This window comes from Motilimonas sp. E26 (assembly GCF_021278025.1).
Lineage (GTDB): Bacteria > Pseudomonadota > Gammaproteobacteria > Enterobacterales > CBDFNC01 > Motilimonas.
The window spans coordinates 228,215-250,974 of record NZ_JAIBHJ010000003.1; the positions used below are offsets into that span (position 1 = coordinate 228,215).

General features: G+C 44.0%; 22 protein-coding genes and 1 tRNA gene. 19 read left to right on the forward strand and 4 right to left on the reverse strand.

Annotated elements, in window-relative coordinates; genetic code table 11:
- Nucleotides 1-77 precede the first annotated feature (77 nt).
- Nucleotides 78-785: an MFS transporter gene (locus K1M91_RS03950; RefSeq protein WP_232800249.1), complete on the forward strand. Its 708-nt coding sequence runs from the start codon at nt 78-80 to the stop codon at nt 783-785.
- 220 nt (nt 786-1,005) lie between these two features.
- Complete coding sequence (gene traT, locus K1M91_RS03955) at nt 1,006-1,854, forward strand: complement resistance protein TraT (protein WP_232800250.1); 849 nt, start codon at nt 1,006-1,008, stop codon at nt 1,852-1,854.
- 518 nt (nt 1,855-2,372) lie between these two features.
- Here the strand turns inward: traT and tatA are convergent.
- Together tatA and K1M91_RS03965 are read right to left on the reverse strand one after the other, a co-directional pair.
- Nucleotides 2,373-2,582, reverse strand: a complete 210-nt coding sequence (gene tatA, locus K1M91_RS03960; RefSeq protein WP_232800251.1) for a twin-arginine translocase TatA/TatE family subunit — start codon at nt 2,580-2,582, stop codon at nt 2,373-2,375.
- 79 nt (nt 2,583-2,661) lie between these two features.
- Nucleotides 2,662-4,767: a PhoX family phosphatase gene (locus K1M91_RS03965; RefSeq protein WP_232800252.1), complete on the reverse strand. Its 2,106-nt coding sequence runs from the start codon at nt 4,765-4,767 to the stop codon at nt 2,662-2,664.
- Between the two features lie 335 nt (nt 4,768-5,102).
- On the opposite strand from K1M91_RS03965, the gene K1M91_RS03970 reads away from it, so the two are divergent.
- From K1M91_RS03970 to K1M91_RS03980, 3 genes are all read left to right on the forward strand, one after another.
- Nucleotides 5,103-5,534: a hypothetical protein gene (locus tag K1M91_RS03970; protein ID WP_232800253.1), complete on the forward strand. Its 432-nt coding sequence runs from the start codon at nt 5,103-5,105 to the stop codon at nt 5,532-5,534.
- 159 nt (nt 5,535-5,693) lie between these two features.
- A complete protein-coding gene (locus K1M91_RS03975) occupies nt 5,694-7,007 on the forward strand; it encodes a DUF4034 domain-containing protein (RefSeq protein ID WP_232800254.1) in 1,314 nt (437 codons plus the stop codon).
- A 252-nt stretch (nt 7,008-7,259) separates the two neighbouring features.
- Nucleotides 7,260-8,351 carry a linear amide C-N hydrolase gene (locus K1M91_RS03980; RefSeq protein ID WP_232800255.1) on the forward strand — a complete coding sequence of 364 codons (1,092 nt, stop codon included), beginning with the start codon at nt 7,260-7,262 and terminating at the stop codon, nt 8,349-8,351.
- A gap of 77 nt (nt 8,352-8,428) precedes the next feature.
- On the opposite strand, the gene K1M91_RS03985 is transcribed toward K1M91_RS03980, so the two are convergent.
- Both K1M91_RS03985 and K1M91_RS03990 read right to left on the reverse strand, forming a co-directional pair.
- On the reverse strand, nt 8,429-9,505 hold the full coding sequence (locus K1M91_RS03985; protein ID WP_232800256.1) for a GGDEF domain-containing protein: 1,077 nt from the start codon (nt 9,503-9,505) through the stop codon (nt 8,429-8,431).
- 463 nt (nt 9,506-9,968) lie between these two features.
- A complete protein-coding gene (locus K1M91_RS03990) occupies nt 9,969-10,835 on the reverse strand; it encodes a DUF72 domain-containing protein (RefSeq protein ID WP_232800257.1) in 867 nt (288 codons plus the stop codon).
- A 97-nt stretch (nt 10,836-10,932) separates the two neighbouring features.
- Between K1M91_RS03990 and K1M91_RS03995 the strand changes: the two genes are divergently transcribed.
- The 14 genes from K1M91_RS03995 (at nt 10,933) to K1M91_RS04060 (ending at nt 22,568) form a co-directional block, all read left to right on the forward strand.
- Nucleotides 10,933-11,148, forward strand: a complete 216-nt coding sequence (locus tag K1M91_RS03995; protein ID WP_232800258.1) for a zinc ribbon domain-containing protein — start codon at nt 10,933-10,935, stop codon at nt 11,146-11,148.
- A 73-nt stretch (nt 11,149-11,221) separates the two neighbouring features.
- Nucleotides 11,222-13,012 (forward strand): aspartate--tRNA ligase, encoded by a 1,791-nt coding sequence (gene aspS, locus K1M91_RS04000; protein WP_232800259.1) that lies wholly within the window; start codon nt 11,222-11,224, stop codon nt 13,010-13,012.
- On the forward strand, nt 13,012-13,440 hold the full coding sequence (nudB, locus tag K1M91_RS04005) for a dihydroneopterin triphosphate diphosphatase (protein WP_232800260.1): 429 nt from the start codon (nt 13,012-13,014) through the stop codon (nt 13,438-13,440). Before aspS ends, nudB begins: the two co-directional genes overlap by 1 nt.
- A 14-nt stretch (nt 13,441-13,454) precedes the next feature.
- A complete protein-coding gene (locus tag K1M91_RS04010; protein WP_232800261.1) occupies nt 13,455-14,198 on the forward strand; it encodes a YebC/PmpR family DNA-binding transcriptional regulator in 744 nt (247 codons plus the stop codon).
- A gap of 225 nt (nt 14,199-14,423) precedes the next feature.
- On the forward strand, nt 14,424-14,945 hold the full coding sequence (gene ruvC, locus K1M91_RS04015; RefSeq protein WP_232800262.1) for a crossover junction endodeoxyribonuclease RuvC: 522 nt from the start codon (nt 14,424-14,426) through the stop codon (nt 14,943-14,945).
- Nucleotides 14,946-15,063: 118 nt separating this feature from the next.
- A complete protein-coding gene (gene ruvA, locus K1M91_RS04020; RefSeq protein ID WP_232800263.1) occupies nt 15,064-15,678 on the forward strand; it encodes a Holliday junction branch migration protein RuvA in 615 nt (204 codons plus the stop codon).
- 60 nt (nt 15,679-15,738) lie between these two features.
- Entirely contained in the window at nt 15,739-16,740 is a 1,002-nt protein-coding gene (ruvB, locus tag K1M91_RS04025; protein WP_232800264.1) for a Holliday junction branch migration DNA helicase RuvB, read from the forward strand.
- A gap of 317 nt (nt 16,741-17,057) precedes the next feature.
- On the forward strand, nt 17,058-17,750 hold the full coding sequence (gene tolQ, locus K1M91_RS04030) for a protein TolQ (RefSeq protein ID WP_232800265.1): 693 nt from the start codon (nt 17,058-17,060) through the stop codon (nt 17,748-17,750).
- Nucleotides 17,747-18,184 carry a protein TolR gene (gene tolR / locus K1M91_RS04035; protein WP_232800266.1) on the forward strand — a complete coding sequence of 146 codons (438 nt, stop codon included), beginning with the start codon at nt 17,747-17,749 and terminating at the stop codon, nt 18,182-18,184. The genes tolQ and tolR overlap by 4 nt, the downstream gene beginning before the upstream one ends.
- An 11-nt stretch (nt 18,185-18,195) precedes the next feature.
- Nucleotides 18,196-19,332, forward strand: coding sequence for a cell envelope integrity protein TolA (gene tolA, locus K1M91_RS04040; RefSeq protein WP_232800267.1), 1,137 nt, complete (start codon nt 18,196-18,198; stop codon nt 19,330-19,332).
- Nucleotides 19,333-19,363: 31 nt separating this feature from the next.
- On the forward strand, nt 19,364-20,674 hold the full coding sequence (gene tolB / locus K1M91_RS04045; RefSeq protein ID WP_232800268.1) for a Tol-Pal system beta propeller repeat protein TolB: 1,311 nt from the start codon (nt 19,364-19,366) through the stop codon (nt 20,672-20,674).
- 30 nt (nt 20,675-20,704) lie between these two features.
- The gene (gene pal, locus K1M91_RS04050) at nt 20,705-21,247 is read left to right on the forward strand and encodes a peptidoglycan-associated lipoprotein Pal (protein WP_232800269.1); all 543 of its coding nucleotides are present in this window, start codon (nt 20,705-20,707) and stop codon (nt 21,245-21,247) included.
- 28 nt (nt 21,248-21,275) lie between these two features.
- Complete coding sequence (ybgF, locus tag K1M91_RS04055; protein WP_232800270.1) at nt 21,276-22,001, forward strand: tol-pal system protein YbgF; 726 nt, start codon at nt 21,276-21,278, stop codon at nt 21,999-22,001.
- A gap of 491 nt (nt 22,002-22,492) precedes the next feature.
- Nucleotides 22,493-22,568 (forward strand) — tRNA-Lys (locus K1M91_RS04060).
- Nucleotides 22,569-22,760: the final 192 nt, after the last annotated feature.

The window sequence follows — 22,760 nt, forward strand, 5'->3', positions numbered from 1 at the left end:
CGAGATGATTGGTGCTATAAAACAGACGCTGCCTAAGGTTTAACATTGTAAGTTTCTCTGATTAGATAAGGTGGTATATGCCGCCTTTTATTCAGCGGTTATATTTTCAAGTAATTGTTTTGCCGTTTCTTTGGCTGGTTTCACAATCGGCTACTGAGCCTAAAATTGTCCCCAGCGAGAATACAGTAATGAGTTCTGCGCTGAGAAATCCGCTAGTACAACTATTAACAATATGCTTGCTCGCTTTGGGGGTCATTGTGGGAGCGGTTGATGTGCTAAGTGTTGCTTTTGCAAATCAACACGGCTCACCGTTAGCGGCCAGTATTGTGCTATCCATGTATGCTCTGGGAGCGTGTATTTCAGGGTTTAGTTTTGGCGCATTGAAATGGAAGGTGCCGATGGTTGACCTGTTGGTTCGCTTTGCATTATTCACATTACTTGCTAGTTTCGCGTTATTAGGTGTTAGCCAAGTATTTGGCTTAGCTTTGGTTATGTTTGTTGCTGGGTTTGCCTTTGCACCAACCATGATTATTGCTATGGGATTAGTGGAAAAAAATGTTGTTAAACAGCAATTAACTGAAGGGTTAACTTGGCTGATTACAGGCTTAGGCATGGGAATTGCCATCGGCGCGGCCGTGACTGGTTGGGTGGTTGAGAATTTCACTGTAAGTCATGGTTTTTGGATTGCAATCGCAGCTGCTGGATGTGTTGTTCTTATTTCAGTGGTTTTATACAAGGGATTTAAGAAAAATATAAAAAGTGAACGAACCTCTTTCGTTATGTAAACGATGACTTTGGCACGTTTGAGGAAATGTGGTGAGGCCCGTTTATTTAGGTCTATTCAAATAGAGATCAAATAAGATTAAGCATCTTAGAGTTTTTAAATTGTTGAAGGAATAAGCGAGCATAGCTCATAGATAATATCAGTTTTGTTTAAGCTAGCTGAGGCGAGGCGGTAATCAGGTATTATCAAAATCAATAAATAATCAAAAAAAAGGCAGTTATATGTTCATTTTTAGTCTGCTTGCTTTTATAATGGCGCTTTTAATCTTTTTCCAATTATTAAGGTTCATTATAATGAAGTGTAAGTTGTTAAAATTTGCTCCTGTGTTAGCCCTATCAACGATTCTTTTAGGATGTTCTGCAGCACAAACTGCGATGAAAAAAAGCGAGCTATCTATTGATTCTCAGACTTCCTTTTCTGTGGTTTTGGAGCCTGTTGCACCTTCTAAGCGTATAGTTTATGCAAAAGTACGCGATTTAAGTGGGAATTCTATGCGTAAAGATATGCAACGCAAATTAGAAAGCTTATTTATAAGTGAAGGTTTTGTTGTTACGGATGATCCTGACAAAGCAAATATGATGATTACCGCTTCGATTATTGCGGCCGAAAAAACGACGGCAGCTGATGCTAATCGTTATTTGAACTCAGGTTACAAAGGGGGAGCAGAAGGAGCTGTTGCCGGTGCAGGTATATCCGCGATCGCTGGTGGTAGTGGTTCGAGTGTTGCAACCGCCGCGGCGGCTGGCGCTGCTGTTGGGTTCATTGCCGACACTTTAGTTGAAGATGTATATTATACCTTTGTTATGGATGTACAGCTCCGCGAACGCCCATTAGATGGAGATGTTATTTCGAATTCAACCAAGAACAATAGCTCAAAGAGAGTCTCGAGTAAAAATACTTCAACTTCCTCGAACAGCAATAGTTCTGTAACTAGAGGTGACAATTTCAAGTGGATTGTATATGAAACAAGAATTGTAACCACTGCAAACAAAATGAACTTGGAAATAACAGAAGCTATACCTGTAGTACAAGGTCGAACTGCTGAAACACTGACGGAAATGATGATGTAGTCACTGAGAAGTGAGGGGCAACGATCCCTCACTTTCTCACAAATAGTCCCTCATGCATGAGAAGTAGTATTTCACTTAACCCCAGCTCTGTTCTATTGTCTGATAGAGTATGTTTTACGGCAATATTTCGTTTTCATGGATATATACCCAAACTAATATCAAGCGACAAAGTTCAACGTAATTCACTCGCTCTTGTTTGGGTCTATTCACTACGTTTTTGCAGGAAAACAAACTATGTTCGTATATCCAAAATTTGGTTTAATGGCTTAACCCAAAAATACCTTTCAGCTAAATCATTCTTTATAGTTGGATTTTAATAAATACAATTACTTATAAGTTTTCATGCTTGTTTTTTAGCCAGCCTGTATTGTTTGTTGACGCGAAAGGCAGCTTTGATATTCAACAGTACATTCTCGGCGATCATAATTGGTGAATTTAGATTGGCAATGTCTATCCTTAGCGAAATGGGCCTAAACAGTTAGTGGCGTTGAGCCCATTTAGTTATTTGTTTAGAAGCGTTAAATGACTTTTTTCTGCGCTTGCTCACTTTGTGTACTCTGCTGAGCAATCAAGTCGGTTTCTTTGGGTTGCTCTTCGGCCATTGCCTGCTTAAAGCCTTTAATGGTTGCACCAAGATCACCGCCAATACCGCGAAGGCGCTTGGTGCCAAACAGCAACACAACAATAGCGGCAATAATTACAAGTTGCCAAATACTGATTCCTGCCATGATGTTCCTTAAATATTTTAGTTGTCTAATGCTAGAAAAGCAGGCCGTCAGGCCTGCTGTTAGTCAAGGTTAATGAAGCTTAAACGCCAAGTGCTCCGCCATCCGCTTTACGAATTGCAACCAGTGATGCACGTGGACGAAGTGTCATGCCGCGCGGTGTTTCTTGTGCGGCATTGTCGCTATATGGCCAGTTACCTGGGTGCTGAATGGATACGAACATGGTGGTGTAATCTGGCGTGATAGTAAAACCTGTTACTTCACAACCATTAGGGCCAACAAAGAAACGACGCAGTTCACCTTGGTTCGCGTCATTGATGGTTTGTTGTTTACCATCAGTGTCGGTCAGCATGGAAGGTACTACGGCTAACATCTGGTCATTAGTATAGTTTTGCACTTCGTCGGCGCCGTTATCTGTTTGGATCCACATAATGCCGCGTTTATCAAAAGCGAGGCCATCTGGGCTAGCAAACTGGTTAAACTCGCTCAAGCCAGATAGGTTGGTGGCTGCATCACCAGCTGCATCTGAGCCAAATACGAAGATATCCCAACTAAATGCTGTATGAGTTTCGCCTTCATCCCAGCGGATAATATGACCGAATTTGTTATTTAGGCGTGGATTAGCTGGGTTAGTGCCAGTTGTAGCATTACGTCTGGTGTTGTTGGTCAACGTTAGGTAGACAGAGCCCGTGAATGGGTCAACAGCACACCATTCAGGACGATCCATTGGCGTTGCACCCACTAGGTCGGCGGCCCCCGCTGTGTTGAGAATGATTTCTGCTAGGCTAGTGAAATGATCGGCTAGTGTGCCACCATTTTTGGTTGCGCCTGTCATGGTGAGTGGTAGCCAAGTACCAACACCATCGGCATCGAATTTAGCCACATACAAGGTGCCCGCATCCATATATTTGTCACCCATCGCTATACGGTTTTTGGCGTCGGCATCCGCTGGATCCCAAAGTGCATCAGAGACAAATTTGTACATGTACTCAAAGCGTGAATCGTGACCCGAATAGAATGTGATGGGTTTACCTTCGGTCAGCTTACCAAAAGTACAGCCTTCATGACGGAAGCGGCCAAGAGCAGTACGTTTAACCGCGCGCGAGTTTGCTGTGTATGGGTCGATTTCAACAATATAGCCATGACCATTGGCTTCATTACGGTAATCGTCCATGGCGCTGTTGCCAGTTGGTGTTACGTCAAAACGTGTAAATTCGTCAACTCGCTCTTCTGGGCTACCAGCAACGGTTTCCCAGCCGTAACGAGTGGTGCCAGAGGTATCAATGCCGATACGCTCTTGCTCAGCAGTGGTGGTGCCTTTATTAATGAAATACCCTGGCCAGTTCTCTTCACAGGTAAGGTAGGTGCCCCATGGGGTATAGCCGTTACCACAGTTATTGAGTGTGCCGCGCGCTTGAGTGCCGTCTGGAGAGAAAGGTGTTTTCAGCTTGTCTGAATTGGCGAGTGGGCCAGAAATATTCATGGTGGTTGCACCGGTGTAGCGACGGTTTAGTGGGTCATTGTCCACCACCTTCCACTCGTTGGCGACTAACTGAATGCGCACCACGGCCACACCGTGAGCATTAATTTCTTTACGCACTTGGTCTACGCTGCTGCGGATGCCGTTAGCGTCTTTATCACTGCCGTTAGGATGTAGAGCATTTTGGTCGATGTATTCGTGGTTTACACATAAAAGCCCGTCGCTGCCATCATCATTGAGCGGGAAAAAGTGCAAACCATCGTGATGCATGCCCATGGCATTAGCTTGATCTGTTGCATTGTTAGATCCATCACGCTTCCATTCTGAGCCGCCTGACATGATTGGCTGTCCCCAAGGCGCGAGAACCTGTGCAGTGTAGCCTTCAGGCACACTTACTGCGTCAATTTTAGAACCTGGGATCGAGTTGAAACCCAATCTAGCGCTTGATGCAGTGGGAACGCTCGGCGTGGTTGGTGTGGGTGTGGGGGTTGGTGTTATTGGTGTTGGTGTACCAGAATCTACTATTGGTGTTGAGCTATTACTAGAATTACATCCAGCCAAGCCAAATGCGCCTAACATGGTCATGGCACCTAGGCCTAAGCCGCTTTTAATCATTTTGCGGCGTGAAAGATGCGCTTCCAATACTTGATCAAAATCTGGGTTGTCGCTTTTGTTAAATCGCTTAGGGTTAAAAATTTCCTTGCTCATCATGCTCTCCTACTACTTTGAATATGCTGCTTAAAACTGACTAGTGGCGAACAAACTAAAGGGGGAAAGTGACAGGTGTGTTACAGCAATGTAACGTTAAAATGGCGGTCAGCTTTATTTCGTGAAAATCGGGATGTTTATTAGGTCTCTATCAAGGCTTTAATGCTATTCAGGATAGGGATGGAATAGGACGCTAGCTGGGGAATGAATGGGATTGTTTATCTAAAAACTGGCTGGCTCAAAGTATTTAACTTGAACATATAAGTTATTAATTTGGCATGTTTTTTGCTCTGGTTTTACCGTTTAGAGAATTGAGTATTTGTAGGAGTGTCGCGATGAACGTCAATCAAACTAACAGGTTAGGTGCCATTTACACTCAACTCGCAAGTCAGCAGTCAGCCCCTCAGCCAAAAACTTATCATGGGGCAAAACTTGAGGATACGGTGACCATTAGTGAAACCGGCAAACGGGCACAGCAAAACTGGCAAGATATTGCCTCTAAATACGATGTACATAACATATCGGCTCAAGAAGTTAGCGCTATGTCAAGAGAGCTATTTGAGGGGGGATTCATTAATTCAGGACAAATGATGGCGATAGGAGCGCCAACATCAATGGTAGAGAGCCCATTTAAAAAATATGATTTACTCAATGATATGAAGCAAACGTTTAGCCTATCGGCATCACTTGGAAGCCAGACTAATGCAGCGAAAACAGATTACTTAAACGCTATCTCGACGTTAGAAAGGTTAAATGAATATCGTTAGGAATTTGGCATGGATTGCCTAATTGTTTGAACAAGGTTAAATCTGACTGCTTACAATAAGGGTTTAAAAAGTATAAATAACGGCCTTAGTTATTTATCGATGTTTACTTTTATTTGATATAAAGTAATGGCTTTCGGCATGGCGTCTAAGGAGCCATTAATGCGTTGCTATGTACTATTGTTGCTCTTGCTAGCTTCACCCGCTTGGTCGATTGATGCGATGTCTCTGCTTCATGATAAGCAATATCAAGCGCTCAGTCGTTATCTTGATGGAGTGTTTTTACAACATACCAATGGCGCGTTATCAGAGCAAAAATTGGGGCAAGCGTTAGCTCCATTTGCCGACAGTGATCTTGAGCTGAATGCTGTGTTTGAAGAGTGGCGGGCAGCAATGCCAAATACATGGCAACCGCACCTCGCTGCAGGTATTTATTATCATCATTTAGCGTGGCTTAGTAGAGGAACTAAATACGCTAGCAATACCAGTAAACAAAGAATGAAAGCAATGAAATCTTACCGTGCTAAAGCGATAGCCCATCTTACTCGAGTCACGGTGATTGAACCCAAGCTTGCGCACGCATGGGCTTACTTGATCAATTTAACTAAGTTAGTTAGAGGCGCTGAAGATATCGAGCGTCTTTATCAACAAGCTAACTTGTATGTTCCCAGTTCATTTATATTACATTGGAATTATGCTAACGCCATAACGCCAAAATGGGGCGGTACGATACAGGAAGTATTGCTATTTTCTCAACAAATGGAGCAGGCAAGTAAGCAATGGCCTCATTTGCGTGTGTTCATTGGCTATCCAGATTATGTATTGGCAGACATTGCTAGGCGTAAAAACAACGATGAAAAAAGAGCTCTTGAGCATATAGAAAAGGCGCTTAACTATGGAGAGACCATGGGCTATCTGAATTTAAAAGGGCGTATTTTAACGAGGCTAGAAGCTTATTCAGAAGCAGAAGTAGCATATCAACGCACCCTACAGCTTGACCCTCACTACTCGCCTGCTCTGGTCGGATTGGCTTGGATGTTTTTCAATACTGAGCAATATGAGCGTGGGCTAGAATATGCCAATCAAGCGTTAGCATTAGAGCCTTTATCGCCTGATGCGTTAGAGATACGGGCACGAATTTTTTCTCGAATGAAAATGCCAGATAGGGCATTGGTCGATTTGACTCAGTTCGCACAATACGGCGTGATGTCCCACTCGTTATATCGCTTGCAAGGCTATCTGCTTTTTTATAACAAGAAAGACTACCAGAGTGCTGCAGTGGTGTATGACTATGCCGCTCAGTTAAAGCCCAAGGATGATCGTGCTTGGTATTACCTAATGGCATCGCGTTATATGCTAAAAGATTGCCGTTATGTGGATGCCGCAAAGCAGTTCCTAGCTTTGTGCGAGAAGAGCGCAGAGTGTAAGCCGCGTGACTTAAGTTGGAGCAAACAAAACCTAACATGTACGTTTTAGGTTTGGGCTAAAAATAGCCTTGCTGAAATAGGATTAACCAAATGCGCTCTCATCTCAATATTTGTTTGGCAATCAGATCAGACTCTTGTGTCATTTGATTTTATTATCGTTAATTAACACCACGGTTATGTTGTTAAGTTATTGATCACAATATTGAAGATTGCTATTAACATGTTTCTCGTTTAACCATTTAGTGTAGTGACCATCACCCTAAATAGTGTTGGTAAACCCTAATGAAAATGGAGCAATAGCATGTGTACCCGCATTTTAAATAATATTAATAAAAATCATGTAACAGTCGGTCGCAATATGGACTGGGAGTTTCCCCTACAAGCGACCCTATTTATGCATCCGGCCCATGGTAAGCGTGTCGGAATGAGTGCTACAGAAGCTGCGAAAGAAGGGCTAGATTCCTCCCAAGTACGTCGCTGGAAGATCAAGCATGCGACGATTGCTACTATGGTCGGCGATGATATTAATGGCTATGGTTTTTGCGATGGCATGAACGATCAGGGTTTAGTGGCAAATGCGTTGTATGATACAACCTGTACTTTCGGTGACGGTGCGTTGGCTGAAAATCAAAAAGGACTAAGTGTTTTATGCTGGGGGCAATTTATTCTTGATCGCTTTGCCACTGTTTCTGAAGCGGTAACTTTTTTTGCGAAAGATAAAATTCGTTTATTCGGTGGCAAAGTGCCGGGTGACGACAATTCTGCTGCTGTTCTGCATATTTCGATTTCAGATAAAACGGGCAATTCCGCTATTTTAGAAATTGAGCAAGGGTTGGTAAAAAGCTATCAGAGCGAAAATTATACCGTGATGACCAATCAGCCTAATTACGCGACTCAGCTTAAATTAATGGATTATTGGATGTACCAGTGGAATAAATCTGAGGTGCGTAACCTACATCCTGTTTTTACTGTTCCAGGCGGTTACACTGCTGTGCAACGATTTGAGCGTGGTTGTTTTTATCGCTACTTGTCTAATGAAACGGCAAAAGGCGCTAACCCTGTGGCTCAAGTTCGTTCGATGGTGGCAACCTGTATTGTTCCCACCGCTTTTGAAGAGCTACACCCGTTAAGTGTGCTTGAAAAAGTAGAAAAAGGGCTAGGCTATTCCGTAAATTCGCAAACCCTGTGGACCAATGTGAGTGATAGCAGAGATCGACGTTACTACTTTATTAGCAATGAAAATATGCAAATGATTTGGCTTAATATGGATAATGATCTCCGACAAAGTAAAAAGCTGGTGATCAGTGATAGTTTTGTGAAAACTGAGTTCATGGGGCAAGCGAATCACTTAATGGAAGAATGTGACTCTGCACCTTTTAGTTATTCCTGTTAACGATAAGCTGGTTGAGCTAGTCGTGCATTCTAAGTCGATAATAGCGGCGTCTGCCATGTTGGCGTGGTTAACTTAGTTTATTGTAAGGCTTCCATCCCTATTGCAGTAATATCAAGTTTGTAGCAGTTTTTACCGGATGCTTTGGCGCGATAGAGCGCTTCATCCGCTCTACGAAAAGCGGTTCGATGCATATGACGTTGATGGGGCGTAGCCCCGCAGCTGACGGTAACATTACGTTCAAAGTTGAATTTTTTCGCGGCAATTTTATCTTGCAATTCCATTAGTTTGTTTTCGATTGCATTGATATCGGAGAGATAAAAGGCAATCAAAAACTCTTCTCCGCCCCAGCGTGCCACAACGCCATCATCGCCAATTGTGTTAGCTAACTGCTTGGCAATGACTTTGAGCACATGATCGCCGATGTCGTGTCCATAAGTATCATTGACGCTTTTAAAGTCATCAACATCCAACATCGCAATCCATTTCACTTCATCTGAATTAAGCAGTAACTCTTCCATTTTTAAGCGATTGGGTAAGCGGGTTAATACGTCGGTGGTAGATAATGTTTTTAGTTGTAAATTCGACTCTTTCAATAAACGCATGGTACGTCTACGGCCAGAATCGTAGAAATATGCAATAGAAAAAAGGAAAAAATAAATAATAGCCAAATGGATGAAACTGATGGAATCAAAGGGAACGGGTTGCCAATTTTGCATCTCAGTGAGGCAAAAATAGGCCACCACGGCGAAATTGATCAGGCTAAAAAAAGATCCAAGCTTGTAACCAAGTATAAATATCGCGACGACAGGAGTTATAAAGCAAAAGGCGAGGGCTAATTCGCGGTTTTGAGAACCGATGATAAATAGCAGGCTTATTGTCGTTATGATAGTGACAGTAAGAATGCCGGCGGTACGTGTACTTCTGCGATTTTTTAGGAAATAGTAACCCGCAAGGCACAAGGCTACCCCTGTCCCCTGAATGGTGGCAAGAACAGGATAAGAGTCAATGAAGACGTTATAGTAAATAAAGAAGGATAATATCAACATCAAGATCGTAAGCGCTACGAAGACGAATGAATTCTCTCTAAACTCTTCATCTGAGTGGCTCTGGTTAAGCCATGTTTCGATGCCACGATTAAGCAATTTTTTTATCATATTAGGTCGTTTATCAATGAGATATAGCCTTTTGGCCATAGGGTAACTTATAACCTAGCAAAAGATTAATAAGGTGTTTACTTATCAATGGGGCTTGTTTGAGTTTTTTGTTCGAATTGTGGCAAGACGACACTTTTTGCGGATGATGGCCTTTCGTTATTCATCGTTCGGCACCATTGAATAAAACGAAAGGTTATACCCAATCAACTTGAAGATGCATGTTTCAGAGCACCACCGTGTTTTCAATACTAGGCACGCTAATGCAGGAATGTAGGTACCTTTCAAATTAGCGTAACAACGTAGTGGAAACACGGCGGCGCTCCCAAAGGGCAAGTTTTACACGCGTTTATGCTGTGTTATTGATTTTGATAAGGAGAAGCCATTACCTGCAATCAATGCCTTGCCTAAACGCGTGTAAAATCTTGCTGAAATCAAGCCTCTCCAGGTTGATTGGGTATATACTTCAAAACATCGCCAGCTGATCAAATTCAGGCTCAGGCAGGTTAAACCAAGCGGCGGGTTCACCCAGCATCTCGGCAAACATCGCAGCTAGCTCGGGCGCTTGTAAATTATCGGCGGTGTGCACGTATAAGTAGGGCGATTTGCCTTGTTTTAGCCATTGCTGAATTTTACTGACCCAAGGTAAAAACAAAGCGCGATTGTTTTCTAGCGCTATATCACCAATAAAGCGCACCACGGGTTGATTGCTGGTGGCAATGGCATGCACTGGCACTTTTGGCTTTTGCGTTTGGCCATGCTGAATAACGGGGTTACTGGCATCGGCTAAAAACACCGGCCGCGAGTCCATAATGATGCGATTCATTTGTTGCTCGATTAAAAAGCCATTGAAACGCTTTTCAATCTCGCCTTTGGCAAAATACGCTAAATGGCGCACTTCCACGCCATATTGCCAGTCACGGGGTAATTGCTTGAGAAAGGTCATTAGCAGCGGCAGATCATCGGGACCGAAGCTGGCCGGTAGTTGCAATTTAACCAGACCGATTTTGTGTTGTAGCGGTGCAAATAAGTTAAAAAATTCACTTAACTCATGGCTAACGGCGCATAAGCGCTTTTGATGAGAGATGGTTTGCGGCAGCTTTAAGCTAAACTTGAAATCTTCGGGCGTGTCTTGGCGCCATTTTGCCACTGCAGCAGGAGTGGGCAGGGCATAAAAAGTGGTATTTCCTTCTACCGAGTTAAATACACGACTGTAATGATAAAGCGCACTACAAGGCGTCTCGGTTTGACGGGTTAAACGTGGTTGCCACGCCTTTTCTGACCACATCGCCATGCCAATGCGTAATTTTGTCTCTGCTGATGTGTTTTGCACGATTTACCCTTGCCTAGCTTTTCCTCTATAATAGCGCGTTTGCACTTGATGGAATCAAGTGTGTTAAAGATAAAATAGTAACTAGCAGAGATAGACAATGCCGATTTATGAATATCGCTGTCAGGCCTGTGGCCATGAATTAGAGAAAATGCAACGCATGAGTGATGATCCGCTAAAGGATTGTCCCCAATGCGCCGAGCCAAAACTAACTAAGCTTATTTCTGCGCCGGGTTTTCGTCTCGGCGGCAGTGGTTGGTATGAAACCGACTTTAAAACCGGCTCGAAAAAGAATTTAGCAGCGAAAGAATCTTAAATTTACCCTGTGTGATGGTACAGTTAGCCATCTTCAGTATCGAATAGTAAAACCAGAACAGGAACGAACCAGCATGCGCACCTTATATTGCGGCGAAGTAAACGAACAACACATTGACCAACAAGTAGAATTAGTCGGTTGGGTAAATAAACGTCGCGATTTGGGCGGCGTGATTTTCCTTGATTTACGTGACCGTGAAGGCCTAGTGCAAGTGGTTTACGATCCAGACTTAGCTGATGTGTTTGAGCTTGCTAGCAGCTTGCGCAATGAGTTTTGTGTAAAAGTTACCGGTAAAGTGCGTGCACGCCCTGAAAGCCAAGTGAATAAAGATATGCGCACGGGCGGCATTGAAATTCTAGGTCAAAACTTAGAGATTTTAAGCAAATCAGCGCCGCTGCCATTAACGCTGGACGATCATCAAAAAAACAGCGAAGAGCAACGTCTTAAGTACCGTTACTTAGATTTACGTCGCCCTGATATGGCGGAAAAAATTAAATTCCGTGCGCGCGTAACCAGCTCAGTGCGCCGCTTTCTTGATGACAATGGCTTTTTAGATATTGAAACGCCAATGCTAACTAAAGCGACGCCAGAAGGTGCACGTGATTATTTAGTGCCAAGCCGTACCCACCACGGTCGTTTCTTTGCATTGCCACAATCGCCACAGTTATTTAAGCAGTTGCTGATGATGGCGGGCATGGATCGTTACTACCAAATCGTTAAGTGCTTCCGTGATGAAGACTTACGTGCGGATCGCCAGCCTGAATTTACCCAAATCGATATTGAAACCTCGTTTATGAGCGCTGACCAAGTGATGTCGGTAACGGAATCAATGATCCGTCAGTTGTTCCAAGACTTACTAAACGTTGATTTAGGCGAGTTCCCGCGCATGACTTACGCTGAAGCGATGCGTCGTTTTGGCTCTGATAAGCCAGATTTACGTAACCCAATGGAGCTGGTGGACGTTGCTGATTTATTAAAAGAGGTTGAGTTCCAAGTATTCTCTGGCCCAGCCAATGATGAAAAAGGCCGCGTGGCAGTATTATGTGTACCGGGCGGCGCGTCATTGTCGCGTAAGAACATTGATGATTACGGCAAGTACGTAAACATTTACGGCGCCAAAGGGCTAGCATGGTTGAAAGTGAATGAAGTGGCAAAAGGTGTGGATGGTATTCAATCGCCAATCGCGAAGTTCCTTACGCCTGAAATTATTGCCGCTTTACTTGAACGTACCGGCGCGAAAGATGGCGACATCATTTTATTTGGTGCCGATAAAGCTAACGTGGTGGCTGAAGCCATGGGCGCACTGCGCTTGAAAGTGGGTGAAGATTTAGGCTTAACGTCTGACGAGTGGAAGCCGCTATGGGTGGTTGACTTCCCAATGTTTGAAGAGCTACCAAATGGTGGTTTAACACCGCTGCATCACCCGTTCACGGCGCCAACAGGTTTAACGCCAGCACAGTTAGAGCAAGATCCTGCTAACGCATTATCTGATGCTTACGACATGGTATTAAACGGCTGTGAGTTAGGCGGTGGTTCGGTACGTATCTATGACCAAGAAATGCAAGCAACTATCTTCCGTATTCTTGGTATTACCGATGAAGAAGCAGAAGAGAAATTTGGCTTCTTACTGGAAGCGCTTAAATTTGGTGCGCCGCCGCACGCAGGTCTTGCGTTTGGTTTAGACCGCTTAGTGATGCTAATGACAGGCGCGAGCTCTATTCGTGACGTTATGGCATTCCCGAAAACGTTAACGGCAGCGTGTCCGTTAACCAACGCGCCGGGTCAAGCTAATCCTGCGGCGCTGGCTGATTTGAACATTGAAGTTATAAAAGCGCCTGAAAAGGCAAATGAGGAACAGGCCTAATGGCTAAGCGCCCTGAATCTGTGCTGGTAGTGATTTACACCGTACAGGGCAGGGCGCTGATGTTACGTCGCTTAGATGATGCTAACTTCTGGCAATCGGTGACCGGCAGTTTGGAAGCAGGTGAAACGCCCTATCAAACAGCGGCTCGTGAAGTATTGGAAGAAACGGGCATTGATATCGACGGACAAGGTTTAACTCTGAATGATTTAAATCAACAAGTAAGCTACGAAATTCGACCCTTATGGCGTCAACGCTATGCTGAAGGGGTCACAACGAACATTGAACATCAATTTACTTTAGCGCTTCCCGCTCAATGTGAGATCTCTCTTACCGAGCACAGTGAGCACTGTTGGTTGCCCCTCAAAGAGGCGGCAGCATTAGCAAGCTCAGCAACTAATCGCCAGGTTATTTTAGCGTTAACAAAATAAATCCGGAGGCTGTCATGGCAGGTCATAGTAAATGGGCCAACATCAAACATCGCAAAGCGGCGCAAGACGCTAAACGCGGTAAAATTTTCACCAAACTTATTCGCGAATTAACCGTTGCCTCACGCGAGGGAGGCTCGGATGCAGACGCTAACCCACGACTGCGTGCAGCGATTGATAAAGCATTATCTAATAATATGACCCGTGACACGGTTGAGCGAGCGGTAAAACGTGGTGCTGGTGAGCTAGATGGTCAAGAGTTAGAAACCATTATCTATGAAGGTTATGGCCCAGGTGGCACGGCGGTGATGGTGGAAACTATGACCGATAACCGTAACCGTACTGTTGCCAGTGTGCGCCATGCTTTTAGCAAAGCGGGCGGTAATTTAGGCACAGATGGCTCGGTTGCGTACTTGTTTGAGAAAAAAGGCGTGATTGCCTATGACGCAGAAGTAGATGAAGACACCTTGATGGAAGCGGCCCTTGAAGGCGGCGCAGAAGATGTGCTTGCCCATGATGATGGTAGCTTAGAGGTGTTTACTACGCCGGAAGAATTCGGGGTTGTAAAGGACGCTCTTGATCAAGCGGGTTTTACCGCTGAAAATGCTGAAGTGACCATGGTGCCTTCGACCAAAGCGGAATTAGACGCCGATACGGCGGCTAAGTTTTTGCGCTTGATTGATATCTTAGAAGACGATGATGATGTACAAGAGGTATATCACAACGGTGATATTTCTGATGAAGTGGCGGCGACCTTGTAGTCCGCATTTTATCAATATAAATGATAAAGCTAAGACTGTTGAGCTGGTTTTTATTGAGTCATAACAAGCTGAATATCTCGAAGACGCCCTAGATACATCCTTGATGAAGCTTCGAACTATTCAGCTTACTATTGCCAATTAAATCGTTTAATTATTGGTTAATCGTTGGTAAGGAGCTAAGGCTCCTTTTTTGTTGGTATAGCACAACATGATACAGGCACATAAATGGCAATAATTCTGGGCATTGATCCCGGCTCGCGCACCACAGGTTTTGGCTTGGTAAAGTTTATTCGTGGCAAGTTTGAATACGTTGCCAGTGGCTGTATTCGCACCCAAGGCGATGAGTTAGCATCGCGTTTACACACGATTTACAACGGTATTAGTGAAATAATCTTGCAATATCAACCCGATGAGTTTGCCATTGAGCAAGTGTTTATGGCGAAAAATGCTGACTCGGCGTTAAAGCTCGGCCAAGCGCGTGGCGTGGCAATTGTGGCGGCAACCAATCAACAGCTAACAGTGGCAGAATATTCGGCGCGGCAAATTAAGCAAGCTGTGGTGGGCACGGGCGGCGCGAAAAAAGAGCAAGTGCAGCATATGGTCCAACACATATTAAAATTAGACGGCGTACCACAAGCGGATGCGGCCGATGCGCTGGCGGTGGCTATGTGCCATGGGGCGACGCAATCTAGCCTTATTGCAATGGCGGGGCAAGTGCGAAAAACCGTACGTGGGCGGATGCGTTAAAACAAACTTTACATGATGGCGATAGGTTTAAATCAAACTGAGAATAAATATAACTGGATATTCATCCAGTTGTTTTCTATCCTAGCTTATTTTATTCAACCCAACAGGACTGAGCGCAGTGATCGGAAGACTTAGAGGCATTTTACTTGAGAAACAAGCCCCAGAAATTTTAATTGAGGTGTCAGGTGTCGGTTATGAAGTGCAGCTGCCGATGAGTTCGTTTTATCATTTACCAGAGCCGGGCCATGAAGCGGTGGTTTATACCCATTTTGTGGTGCGTGAAGATGCACAGTTATTGTACGGTTTTACCGATAAACTTGAACGCGCCATGTTTCGTGAATTAATTAAAGTTAATGGTGTCGGGCCAAAATTGGCACTGGCGATTTTATCAGGGATGACGGCGAATCAGTTTGTGCAGTGCATTGAAGATAATAATGTCACCGGACTCGTTAAGCTACCGGGTGTAGGTAAGAAAACCGCCGAACGTTTATTAGTTGAAATGAAAGACAGGCTTAAAGGGTGGGTTGGTGCGGATCTGTTTAACCCTGCGCTGCCAAGAGATGAAGAAAGCGTTGCCGTGACCGCGGCCACTGATGAAAAAGGTGAAGCCATCGGCGCATTAATCTCACTCGGTTATAAACCTGCCGTAGCAGAAAAAATGGTTAAGCAAGTTTATAGCGAAGGGGCGAGCTGTGAGAGCTTGATCCGCGACGCTCTGCGGACAATGGCGTAACATAACAAGCGTCCAGTTTGTTAACTCAAGTCGTCATGACAAAAGGTAATGGCAAAATAAATGATAGAAGCGGATAGACTGATCAGCAGTAGTGCGAGTTTACAAGAAGAGGTGGTTGACCGTGCCATCCGACCTAAGTTACTGCAAGATTATACCGGTCAAGAGCAAGTTAAAAGCCAAATGGAAATCTTCATTGAGGCGGCGCGTCGTCGTAGTGAAGCCCTTGATCACCTGCTGATTTTTGGTCCGCCGGGGTTAGGTAAAACCACCTTAGCGAATATTGTTGCCAATGAGCTTGAGGTAAACATTAAAACCACCTCAGGCCCGGTGCTGGAAAAAGCCGGGGATTTAGCGGCACTGCTAACTAACCTTGAACCCAATGATGTGCTGTTTATTGATGAAATCCACCGTTTGAGTCCGGTGGTGGAAGAGATCCTCTATCCCGCGATGGAAGATTATCAGCTTGATATTATGATAGGTGAGGGTCCTGCGGCGCGCTCAATTAAGCTCGACTTACCACCTTTTACTCTTATTGGCGCAACGACAAGAGCGGGTTCGTTAACCTCTCCTCTACGGGACCGTTTTGGCATAGTGCAGCGCCTAGAATTTTATGATGTGCCATCCTTAACACAGATTGTTAAACGCAGCGCCCATTATTTAGCGTTGGATATGGATGGTGATGCCTGTATTGAAGTGGCAAGGCGCTCACGTGGTACGCCACGAATTGCTAACCGATTGCTGCGTCGCGTACGCGATTACGCAGAGGTAAAACACGAAGGGAAAGTAAATCAATTTGCGGCTAAGGCTGCGTTAGATATGCTGGAAGTGGATAACCAAGGTTTTGATTTAATGGATCGCAAATTATTGGATGCCATTATCGATAAGTTTATGGGTGGGCCTGTTGGTTTAGACAACCTTGCAGCTGCCATTGGTGAAGAGCGTGAGACCATTGAAGATGTGCTGGAGCCTTATTTGATTCAGCAAGGTTTTTTACAACGCACTCCACGTGGACGAATTGCCACAGACCGTGCCTATTTGCATTTAGGTTACCAGAAAGATTAAACTTTTTACTTAGCTGTAATCTAAAGAGGCTAATCTTAAAATTCATTTGTTGCAGAAAAGACGAATGTTTTATTTTTTTCGATTTTAAAGGGTATTCACTTAAGATACTGATTGTAGTTGGAAGATGAATCTTTTTTTATTTGCGGTCAGGTGAAATTAATTTTAGGCTGTATCACGTATCCTAGTGAGAAAAGCTCAGCTATAGTAGCGCCGAAATTAGCCAAGCCGAGGTGTGGTTTGGCAAGATAGAACTAATCATAAATTAATTTGAATTTAATCGCTGGTTGATGGCGATTTTTCAGCAGGAGTAATAGTCAGTGCACGCAGATATGTCGTTTATCGGGTTGATTTCTCAAGCCAGCTTTTTAGTTAAAGCGGTCATGCTTATTTTACTTGGTATGTCACTGGCGTCTTGGACGATCATTTTTCAGCGTAATAAAGCACTTAAGCTAGCGAATAAAAGTGTTGACCGGTTTGAAGACAGATTTTGGTCAGGTATCGATCTCTCTAAACTTTATCAAGAAAGTTCAGCACGACGTGAAAGTTTGCAAGGCAGCGAAAAATTGTTTCACGCTGGTTTTAAAGAATACATTCGTTTGCATAAATCGGTAGGTCGCACACCAGAAACCTTAATGGAAGGCACCTATCGCACGATGCGCGTGACCTTATCACGTGAAATTGATGATCTAGAATCATCATTACCTACGTTAGCAACCATAGGTTCAATCAGTCCATATATTGGTTTATTTGGTACGGTTTGGGGGATTATGACTGCCTTCATCGCCTTAGGCGAAGTGCAACAGGCTACGCTAAGCATGGTTGCTCCCGGTATTGCTGAAGCTTTGATTGCAACCGCAATGGGGTTGTTTGCTGCTATTCCTGCAGTTATTGCTTACAACCGCTTTTCTCACCAAGTAGGTCGCCTTGAAAACAGCTATGCTAACTTTATGGAAGAGTTTACGTCGATATTGCAACGTCAATCCATGAGTGAACAAGGAAGCCAAGCATGATGTACGGGGGGTATCAACGCAAACGCCGTAGACCGGTTGCTGAGATCAACGTGGTGCCATACATTGACGTTATGCTAGTGCTGTTGATCATCTTTATGGCGACAGTGCCGATTATTACTCAAGGGGTAAAAGTTGACCTGCCGCAAACAGCTGAAGCAGAGTCAATGTCACAAGATGCGAAGCCACCGTTAGTGGCTTCGGTTGATATTGATGGTAATTACTTCTTAGATGTTGGTGACAGTAGTGATGAGCCATTAGCGGATAGTGAGCTTATTTCTTTAGTGCAGGCTCACATGCAGCTTGACCCAACTGTTCCTGTTGTGGTGAAAGGTGATGGCGCAGTGGCGTATGAACAAGTTGTTCGTTTAATGGTGTTATTACAACAAGCTGGGGTGCCATCGGTTGGCTTAATGACTCAGCCACAAGAACAATAGCAGGGAATGCCGTGAAGTCTCGATTTGGTTTACCTTTTATCATTGCTTGTGTGTTGCATGTGGTATTGGCCATTGTTTTTATCGTAGGGATTGATTTTAAGAAGGAGCCGACACCGCCTCCGTCAGGCTCTGCTATTAATGCTGTGGTGATCGATCAAGCGACAGTTGACGCACAAGTTAGCAAAATTAAACAAAAAGAAGCGCAAAAGCGACGCGATGAAGCGGAGCGTATTGCCGCTGCTAATGAAGAATTAGAGCGTGTAAAAGAATTAGCCGAGCAAGAGCGTGAACGACAACTTGCCGAACAAAAAAAAGTAGAGCAACTTGAAGTTGAGCGTAAGAACAAAGAAGCAGAGCGTACTGCAGCAGAAGAGGCTGCAAAAGTCGCTGCAGCGGCATTAGCAGCGAAAGAAGCCGAACGCAAACTGGCAGAAGAAGCGGCGCAACAGGCAGATAGAGTGAGGCAACAAAAAGAAGCTGAACGTAAGGAAGCTGAGCAAAAGGCACTGCAAGCAGAGCAAGCTCGCAAAGAAAAAGAAGCGCAGCGCGTGGCAGCAGAGCAAGCAGCAGCTAAGGCAGCGGCAGAACAAAAAGCAGCAGAAGAAGCGGCGAAGAAGGCTGAAGCCGAGAAACAAAAGAAATTAGAAGAAACCAAGAAAGCAGAAGCAGAGAAGAAAGCCGCAGAAGAAGCCGCTAAAAAGGCTGAGGCAGAGAAAAAGCGCCAGCAAGAAGAAGCGAAAAAAGCCAAAGAACAAGCTGAGCGAGAAGCGGCAGAGCGCAAGCGTAAAGCAGCAGAAGCAAAGCGACAAAGTGAGTTGGAGGCCTTAATGGCTGCCGAGTTTGCGGCTGAGCAAAGCAATGCTTTAACTTCACGTCAGATCTCTGAGAAAGGTAAATATATGGCCTTGATCAAAGACAAGGTTGAGCGCAATTGGCGGGTTGAGTCGGGTTGGAAAGGTAAATATTGCTTACTTAATATTCGCTTAGCGAATAACGGTTTGGTGCTTGAAACAAAACGGGTAGAAGGTGATGGTCAGGTTTGTCGCTCTGCTATTGCCGCTGTGCGCCAGGCGAATAGTTTGCCTGTACCTAAAGATCCGGCTGTGTTAGCTGAATTTAAAGATTTTAATTTACGTTTAGAGCCATAAACTTAGGGTCATAAAAGGAACGTTTCGAATTATGAAAAATAAATTACTGATGTTAATTGGTTTGTGGTTCGCAGTGATTGCGAACGCTCACGCCAAGCTAGAGATAGTCGTCACGGAGGGTGTCGACACCGCTCGCGTAGTTGCAGTGCTGCCTTTTAAATTTGAAGGTGAGGGCGTTGCGCCACAAGATTTAGCTGAAATAGTCAGTACCGACTTAATGCGCAGTGGTAAATTTAATCCATTGGCTCGTTCTAAAATGCCACAAACGCCATCATTGAGTTCAGACATTGATTTTAATGCTTGGGCCAGTTTAGGCGCGGAAGCCTTGGTGACTGGCGTGGTGACGATGCCTGAGCCCGGTAAGTATCAAGTGACCTTTGAATTAGTGGACGTGATTAGTGGTCAGCAAGGTAATAGTGCAACTTATGTATTAGATAAACGCCGCAGCGTGGTGAAAGAAAGTCAAATGCGTCAGTACGCTCATCGTATTAGCGACATCGTTTACGAAAAACTCACGGGTGAGAAAGGGGCTTTTTTAACACGTATTGCTTATATTGCTGTTGATCAAACAGACAAATACCCTTACCAGTTGCGTATTTCAGATTATGATGGTTTTGGTGAAAAATTAGTTGTTCGCTCGCAAGAGCCTCTCATGTCTCCATCTTGGTCACCTGATGGCCGTAAATTGGCTTATGTTAGTTTTGAAAACAATCGTTCGCAGATTTATATTCAGGATATTTATACCCAAGAGCGCACTCAGTTAACCTCATTCCCATCGATTAATGGTGCGCCTAAATGGTCACCTGATGGCCAACAAATGGCAATGGTACTTTCAAAAGACGGCCAGCCAGATATCTATGTTATGAATATCCGCACTCGTGATTTGCGACGTGTGACTTCGCACCGCTCAATAGACACCGAACCAAGTTGGGATCCTAGCGGTAAATCGTTGATATTTTCGTCTGAGCGCGGTGGTAAACCACAAATTTATAGAGTAGATTTAGCCACCAATGAGACCAAGCGTTTGACTTGGGAAGGTGAGATGAACTTAGGTGGTTCATTGACTTTTGACGGTAAAAATTTAGTGATGGTAAGCCGTAATAAAGGGCAGTACCAAATAGCTCGCCAAGATTTAGAAACGGGTGATTTATTTGTACTTACTGCATCTAGCCTTGACGAATCACCCAGTGTTGCCCCCAATGGCAGTATGATTATTTACAGCACAATTTATGGCGGTAAAAAGAATTTAGCTTTGGTCTCAATGGATGGTCGTTTTAAAGCGAAACTGCCTGCTCGTAGCGGTGAAGTAAGGGCGCCAGCTTGGTCGCCTTATTTAAATTAATCTAGCAATTAACAGTAACAGGAATAATTTATGCAATTGAACAAAATATTAAAGGGCTTAGCAATCACTCTTCCTTTAATGACGCTAGCAGCATGTAGCTCGAATGATAAAAAATTTGAAGACCAAAGTTCAGAAATGAATAATGGTGCTGAAGTGACAGATGGAAGCGATAGCGGCGTTGATACGGATGCTATTTCACCAATGGATATGTCGTTTGAGGAAAAGCTTGCTGCTAAATACGGCCAAGCAATTTTAGAGAACACTATTTCATTTGCTTACGATCAGTCTGAAATTGCACCTGAATATCGTGTGGTACTAAACGCCCATGCACAATATTTAGTTGAGTCACAAAAATCAGTAACGATTGAAGGGCACACCGATGAGCGTGGTACGCCAGAGTATAACATCGCACTGGGCGAGCGTCGTGCATTGTCGGTTGTACGTTACTTGCAAAGCATGGGGGTTCCTGCAACTCAGCTGAGCACAGTGAGTTACGGTGAAGAGAAACCTGCTAATTTTTCTCATTCTGACGCGGCCTATGCAGAAAACCGTCGCGCAGTATTAATTTACTAAGGGTAAGCTACAGCTTATGCAAACTATAATGAAAACGGCCATCTCTGTGGCCGTTCTTTTTACGGCTGTGACTGCTTATGCGGCCGCACCGGTAACAGATGCTCGTAACAGTGGTAATAAGGGTGATCTTGAGACTCGTCTGAGCACTCTTGAGCGTATGATAGATGCACGAAACCAAATGCAATTTGATATCCAGCAACAGCTGAATCAATTGCAAAGTGAGATGAATAGTCTAACGGGATCAATGGAACGGCAAAATCATAAGATTGAGCAGATCCAGACTCGTCAACGTGAACTGTATCAGGAAATAGATAACAAACTCTCGCAACCCGCTGTGGTGGAGCCTGCTGTTGACGCGACAGAAAATGCAGCTCCTGTTAATGAAAAGTCAGCTTATGAAGATGCAGTGAAGCTCGTTCTTCAAGACAAGCAATATGATCAAGCGATAGTGGCCTTCCAAGGTTTTATCTCAACTTATCCCGATTCAAGTTATGGCGCCAATGCGCATTATTGGCTTGGACAGCTACTATTTAATGCTGAACAGCGTGAAGCTGCGAAAAAAGAATTTGATATTGTGGCGAATAAATATCCTGATTCGAACAAACGGGGTGAGGCGTTGTTAAAAAGTGGCATCATTGCTGAGTACTTAGGAAATAAAGCAGAAGCGATTAGTTTATACGAGCAAGTCCTTACTGATTATCCTGGTTCATCTTCTGCAAAGTTAGCAGAGCCGCGAGTTTCAGCCTTAAAGTAAAAAAAATGTATCGCAATTGCTACTAATTTAGCTTGTTTGCCTGATAAGTAAGCAGTCGGGAAAAAAAATACATTTTTAAGTTGCACTGGATTTAGAAATCCGTAATATTAGCCGCCGTTGCCTAGGCGGCTTTGCTTAGCGGATTTAGGTGACAGTTTAAAGAATCTAAATCAGATTAGGTCGTTATAAATAACTAACGTTCCATCTCTTAAGAGAAAAAATTTGGTTGCTTGTGTTGCAGTTGAGAGCGTACAGCAGAACTGCGAAATTCAGTACTAGCATTCCAGAGAAAAAAATTCAAACACAGATTCGGGTTGTTAGTGTTGCAGTTGAAAGCGTAGAGCAGAACTGCGAAATTCAGCACTAGCATTCCAGCGAAAGAAAATGTTAAACACAAATTCGGGTTGTTAGTGCTGCAGTTGAAGGCGTAGAGCAGAACTGCGAAAGTCAGCGTTATCATTCCAGCGAAAGAAAAATTTAAACGAAAATTCGGGTTGTTAGCTCAGTTGGTAGAGCAGTTGACTTTTAATCAATTGGTCGAAGGTTCAAATCCTTCACAACCCACCAAATTTAAAACATCGGTTTGATGTTGAAGTAAGTAAGACAAAATTTAGAACAAATTCGGGTTGTTAGTGTTGCAGTTGAAAGTGTAGAGCATAACTGCGAAAGTCAGCACAGGCACTCTAGAATTAAGATAAAAATTTAAAGATAAATACGGGTTGTTAGCTCAGTTGGTAGAGCAGTTGACTTTTAATCAAT

Excerpts from the sequence above, each read along its gene's own strand:
- ybgF (WP_232800270.1), top strand. The coding sequence starts at position 21,276 with ATGAAAACGGCCATCTCTGTGGCCGTTCTTTTTACGGCTGTGACTGCT.
- ruvB (WP_232800264.1), top strand. The coding sequence starts at position 15,739 with ATGATAGAAGCGGATAGACTGATCAGCAGTAGTGCGAGTTTACAAGAA.
- ruvC (WP_232800262.1), top strand. The coding sequence starts at position 14,424 with ATGGCAATAATTCTGGGCATTGATCCCGGCTCGCGCACCACAGGTTTT.
- K1M91_RS03975 (WP_232800254.1), top strand. The coding sequence starts at position 5,694 with ATGCGTTGCTATGTACTATTGTTGCTCTTGCTAGCTTCACCCGCTTGG.
- K1M91_RS04010 (WP_232800261.1), top strand. The coding sequence starts at position 13,455 with ATGGCAGGTCATAGTAAATGGGCCAACATCAAACATCGCAAAGCGGCG.
- pal (WP_232800269.1), top strand. The coding sequence starts at position 20,705 with ATGCAATTGAACAAAATATTAAAGGGCTTAGCAATCACTCTTCCTTTA.
- K1M91_RS03970 (WP_232800253.1), top strand. The coding sequence starts at position 5,103 with ATGAACGTCAATCAAACTAACAGGTTAGGTGCCATTTACACTCAACTC.
- tolR (WP_232800266.1), top strand. The coding sequence starts at position 17,747 with ATGATGTACGGGGGGTATCAACGCAAACGCCGTAGACCGGTTGCTGAG.
- tatA (WP_232800251.1), bottom strand. The coding sequence starts at position 2,582 with ATGGCAGGAATCAGTATTTGGCAACTTGTAATTATTGCCGCTATTGTT.
- K1M91_RS03965 (WP_232800252.1), bottom strand. The coding sequence starts at position 4,767 with ATGAGCAAGGAAATTTTTAACCCTAAGCGATTTAACAAAAGCGACAAC.
- tolB (WP_232800268.1), top strand. The coding sequence starts at position 19,364 with ATGAAAAATAAATTACTGATGTTAATTGGTTTGTGGTTCGCAGTGATT.
- traT (WP_232800250.1), top strand. The coding sequence starts at position 1,006 with ATGTTCATTTTTAGTCTGCTTGCTTTTATAATGGCGCTTTTAATCTTT.
- K1M91_RS03950 (WP_232800249.1), top strand. The coding sequence starts at position 78 with ATGCCGCCTTTTATTCAGCGGTTATATTTTCAAGTAATTGTTTTGCCG.
- nudB (WP_232800260.1), top strand. The coding sequence starts at position 13,012 with ATGGCTAAGCGCCCTGAATCTGTGCTGGTAGTGATTTACACCGTACAG.
- K1M91_RS03985 (WP_232800256.1), bottom strand. The coding sequence starts at position 9,505 with ATGATAAAAAAATTGCTTAATCGTGGCATCGAAACATGGCTTAACCAG.
- K1M91_RS03980 (WP_232800255.1), top strand. The coding sequence starts at position 7,260 with ATGTGTACCCGCATTTTAAATAATATTAATAAAAATCATGTAACAGTC.
- K1M91_RS03995 (WP_232800258.1), top strand. The coding sequence starts at position 10,933 with ATGCCGATTTATGAATATCGCTGTCAGGCCTGTGGCCATGAATTAGAG.
- aspS (WP_232800259.1), top strand. The coding sequence starts at position 11,222 with ATGCGCACCTTATATTGCGGCGAAGTAAACGAACAACACATTGACCAA.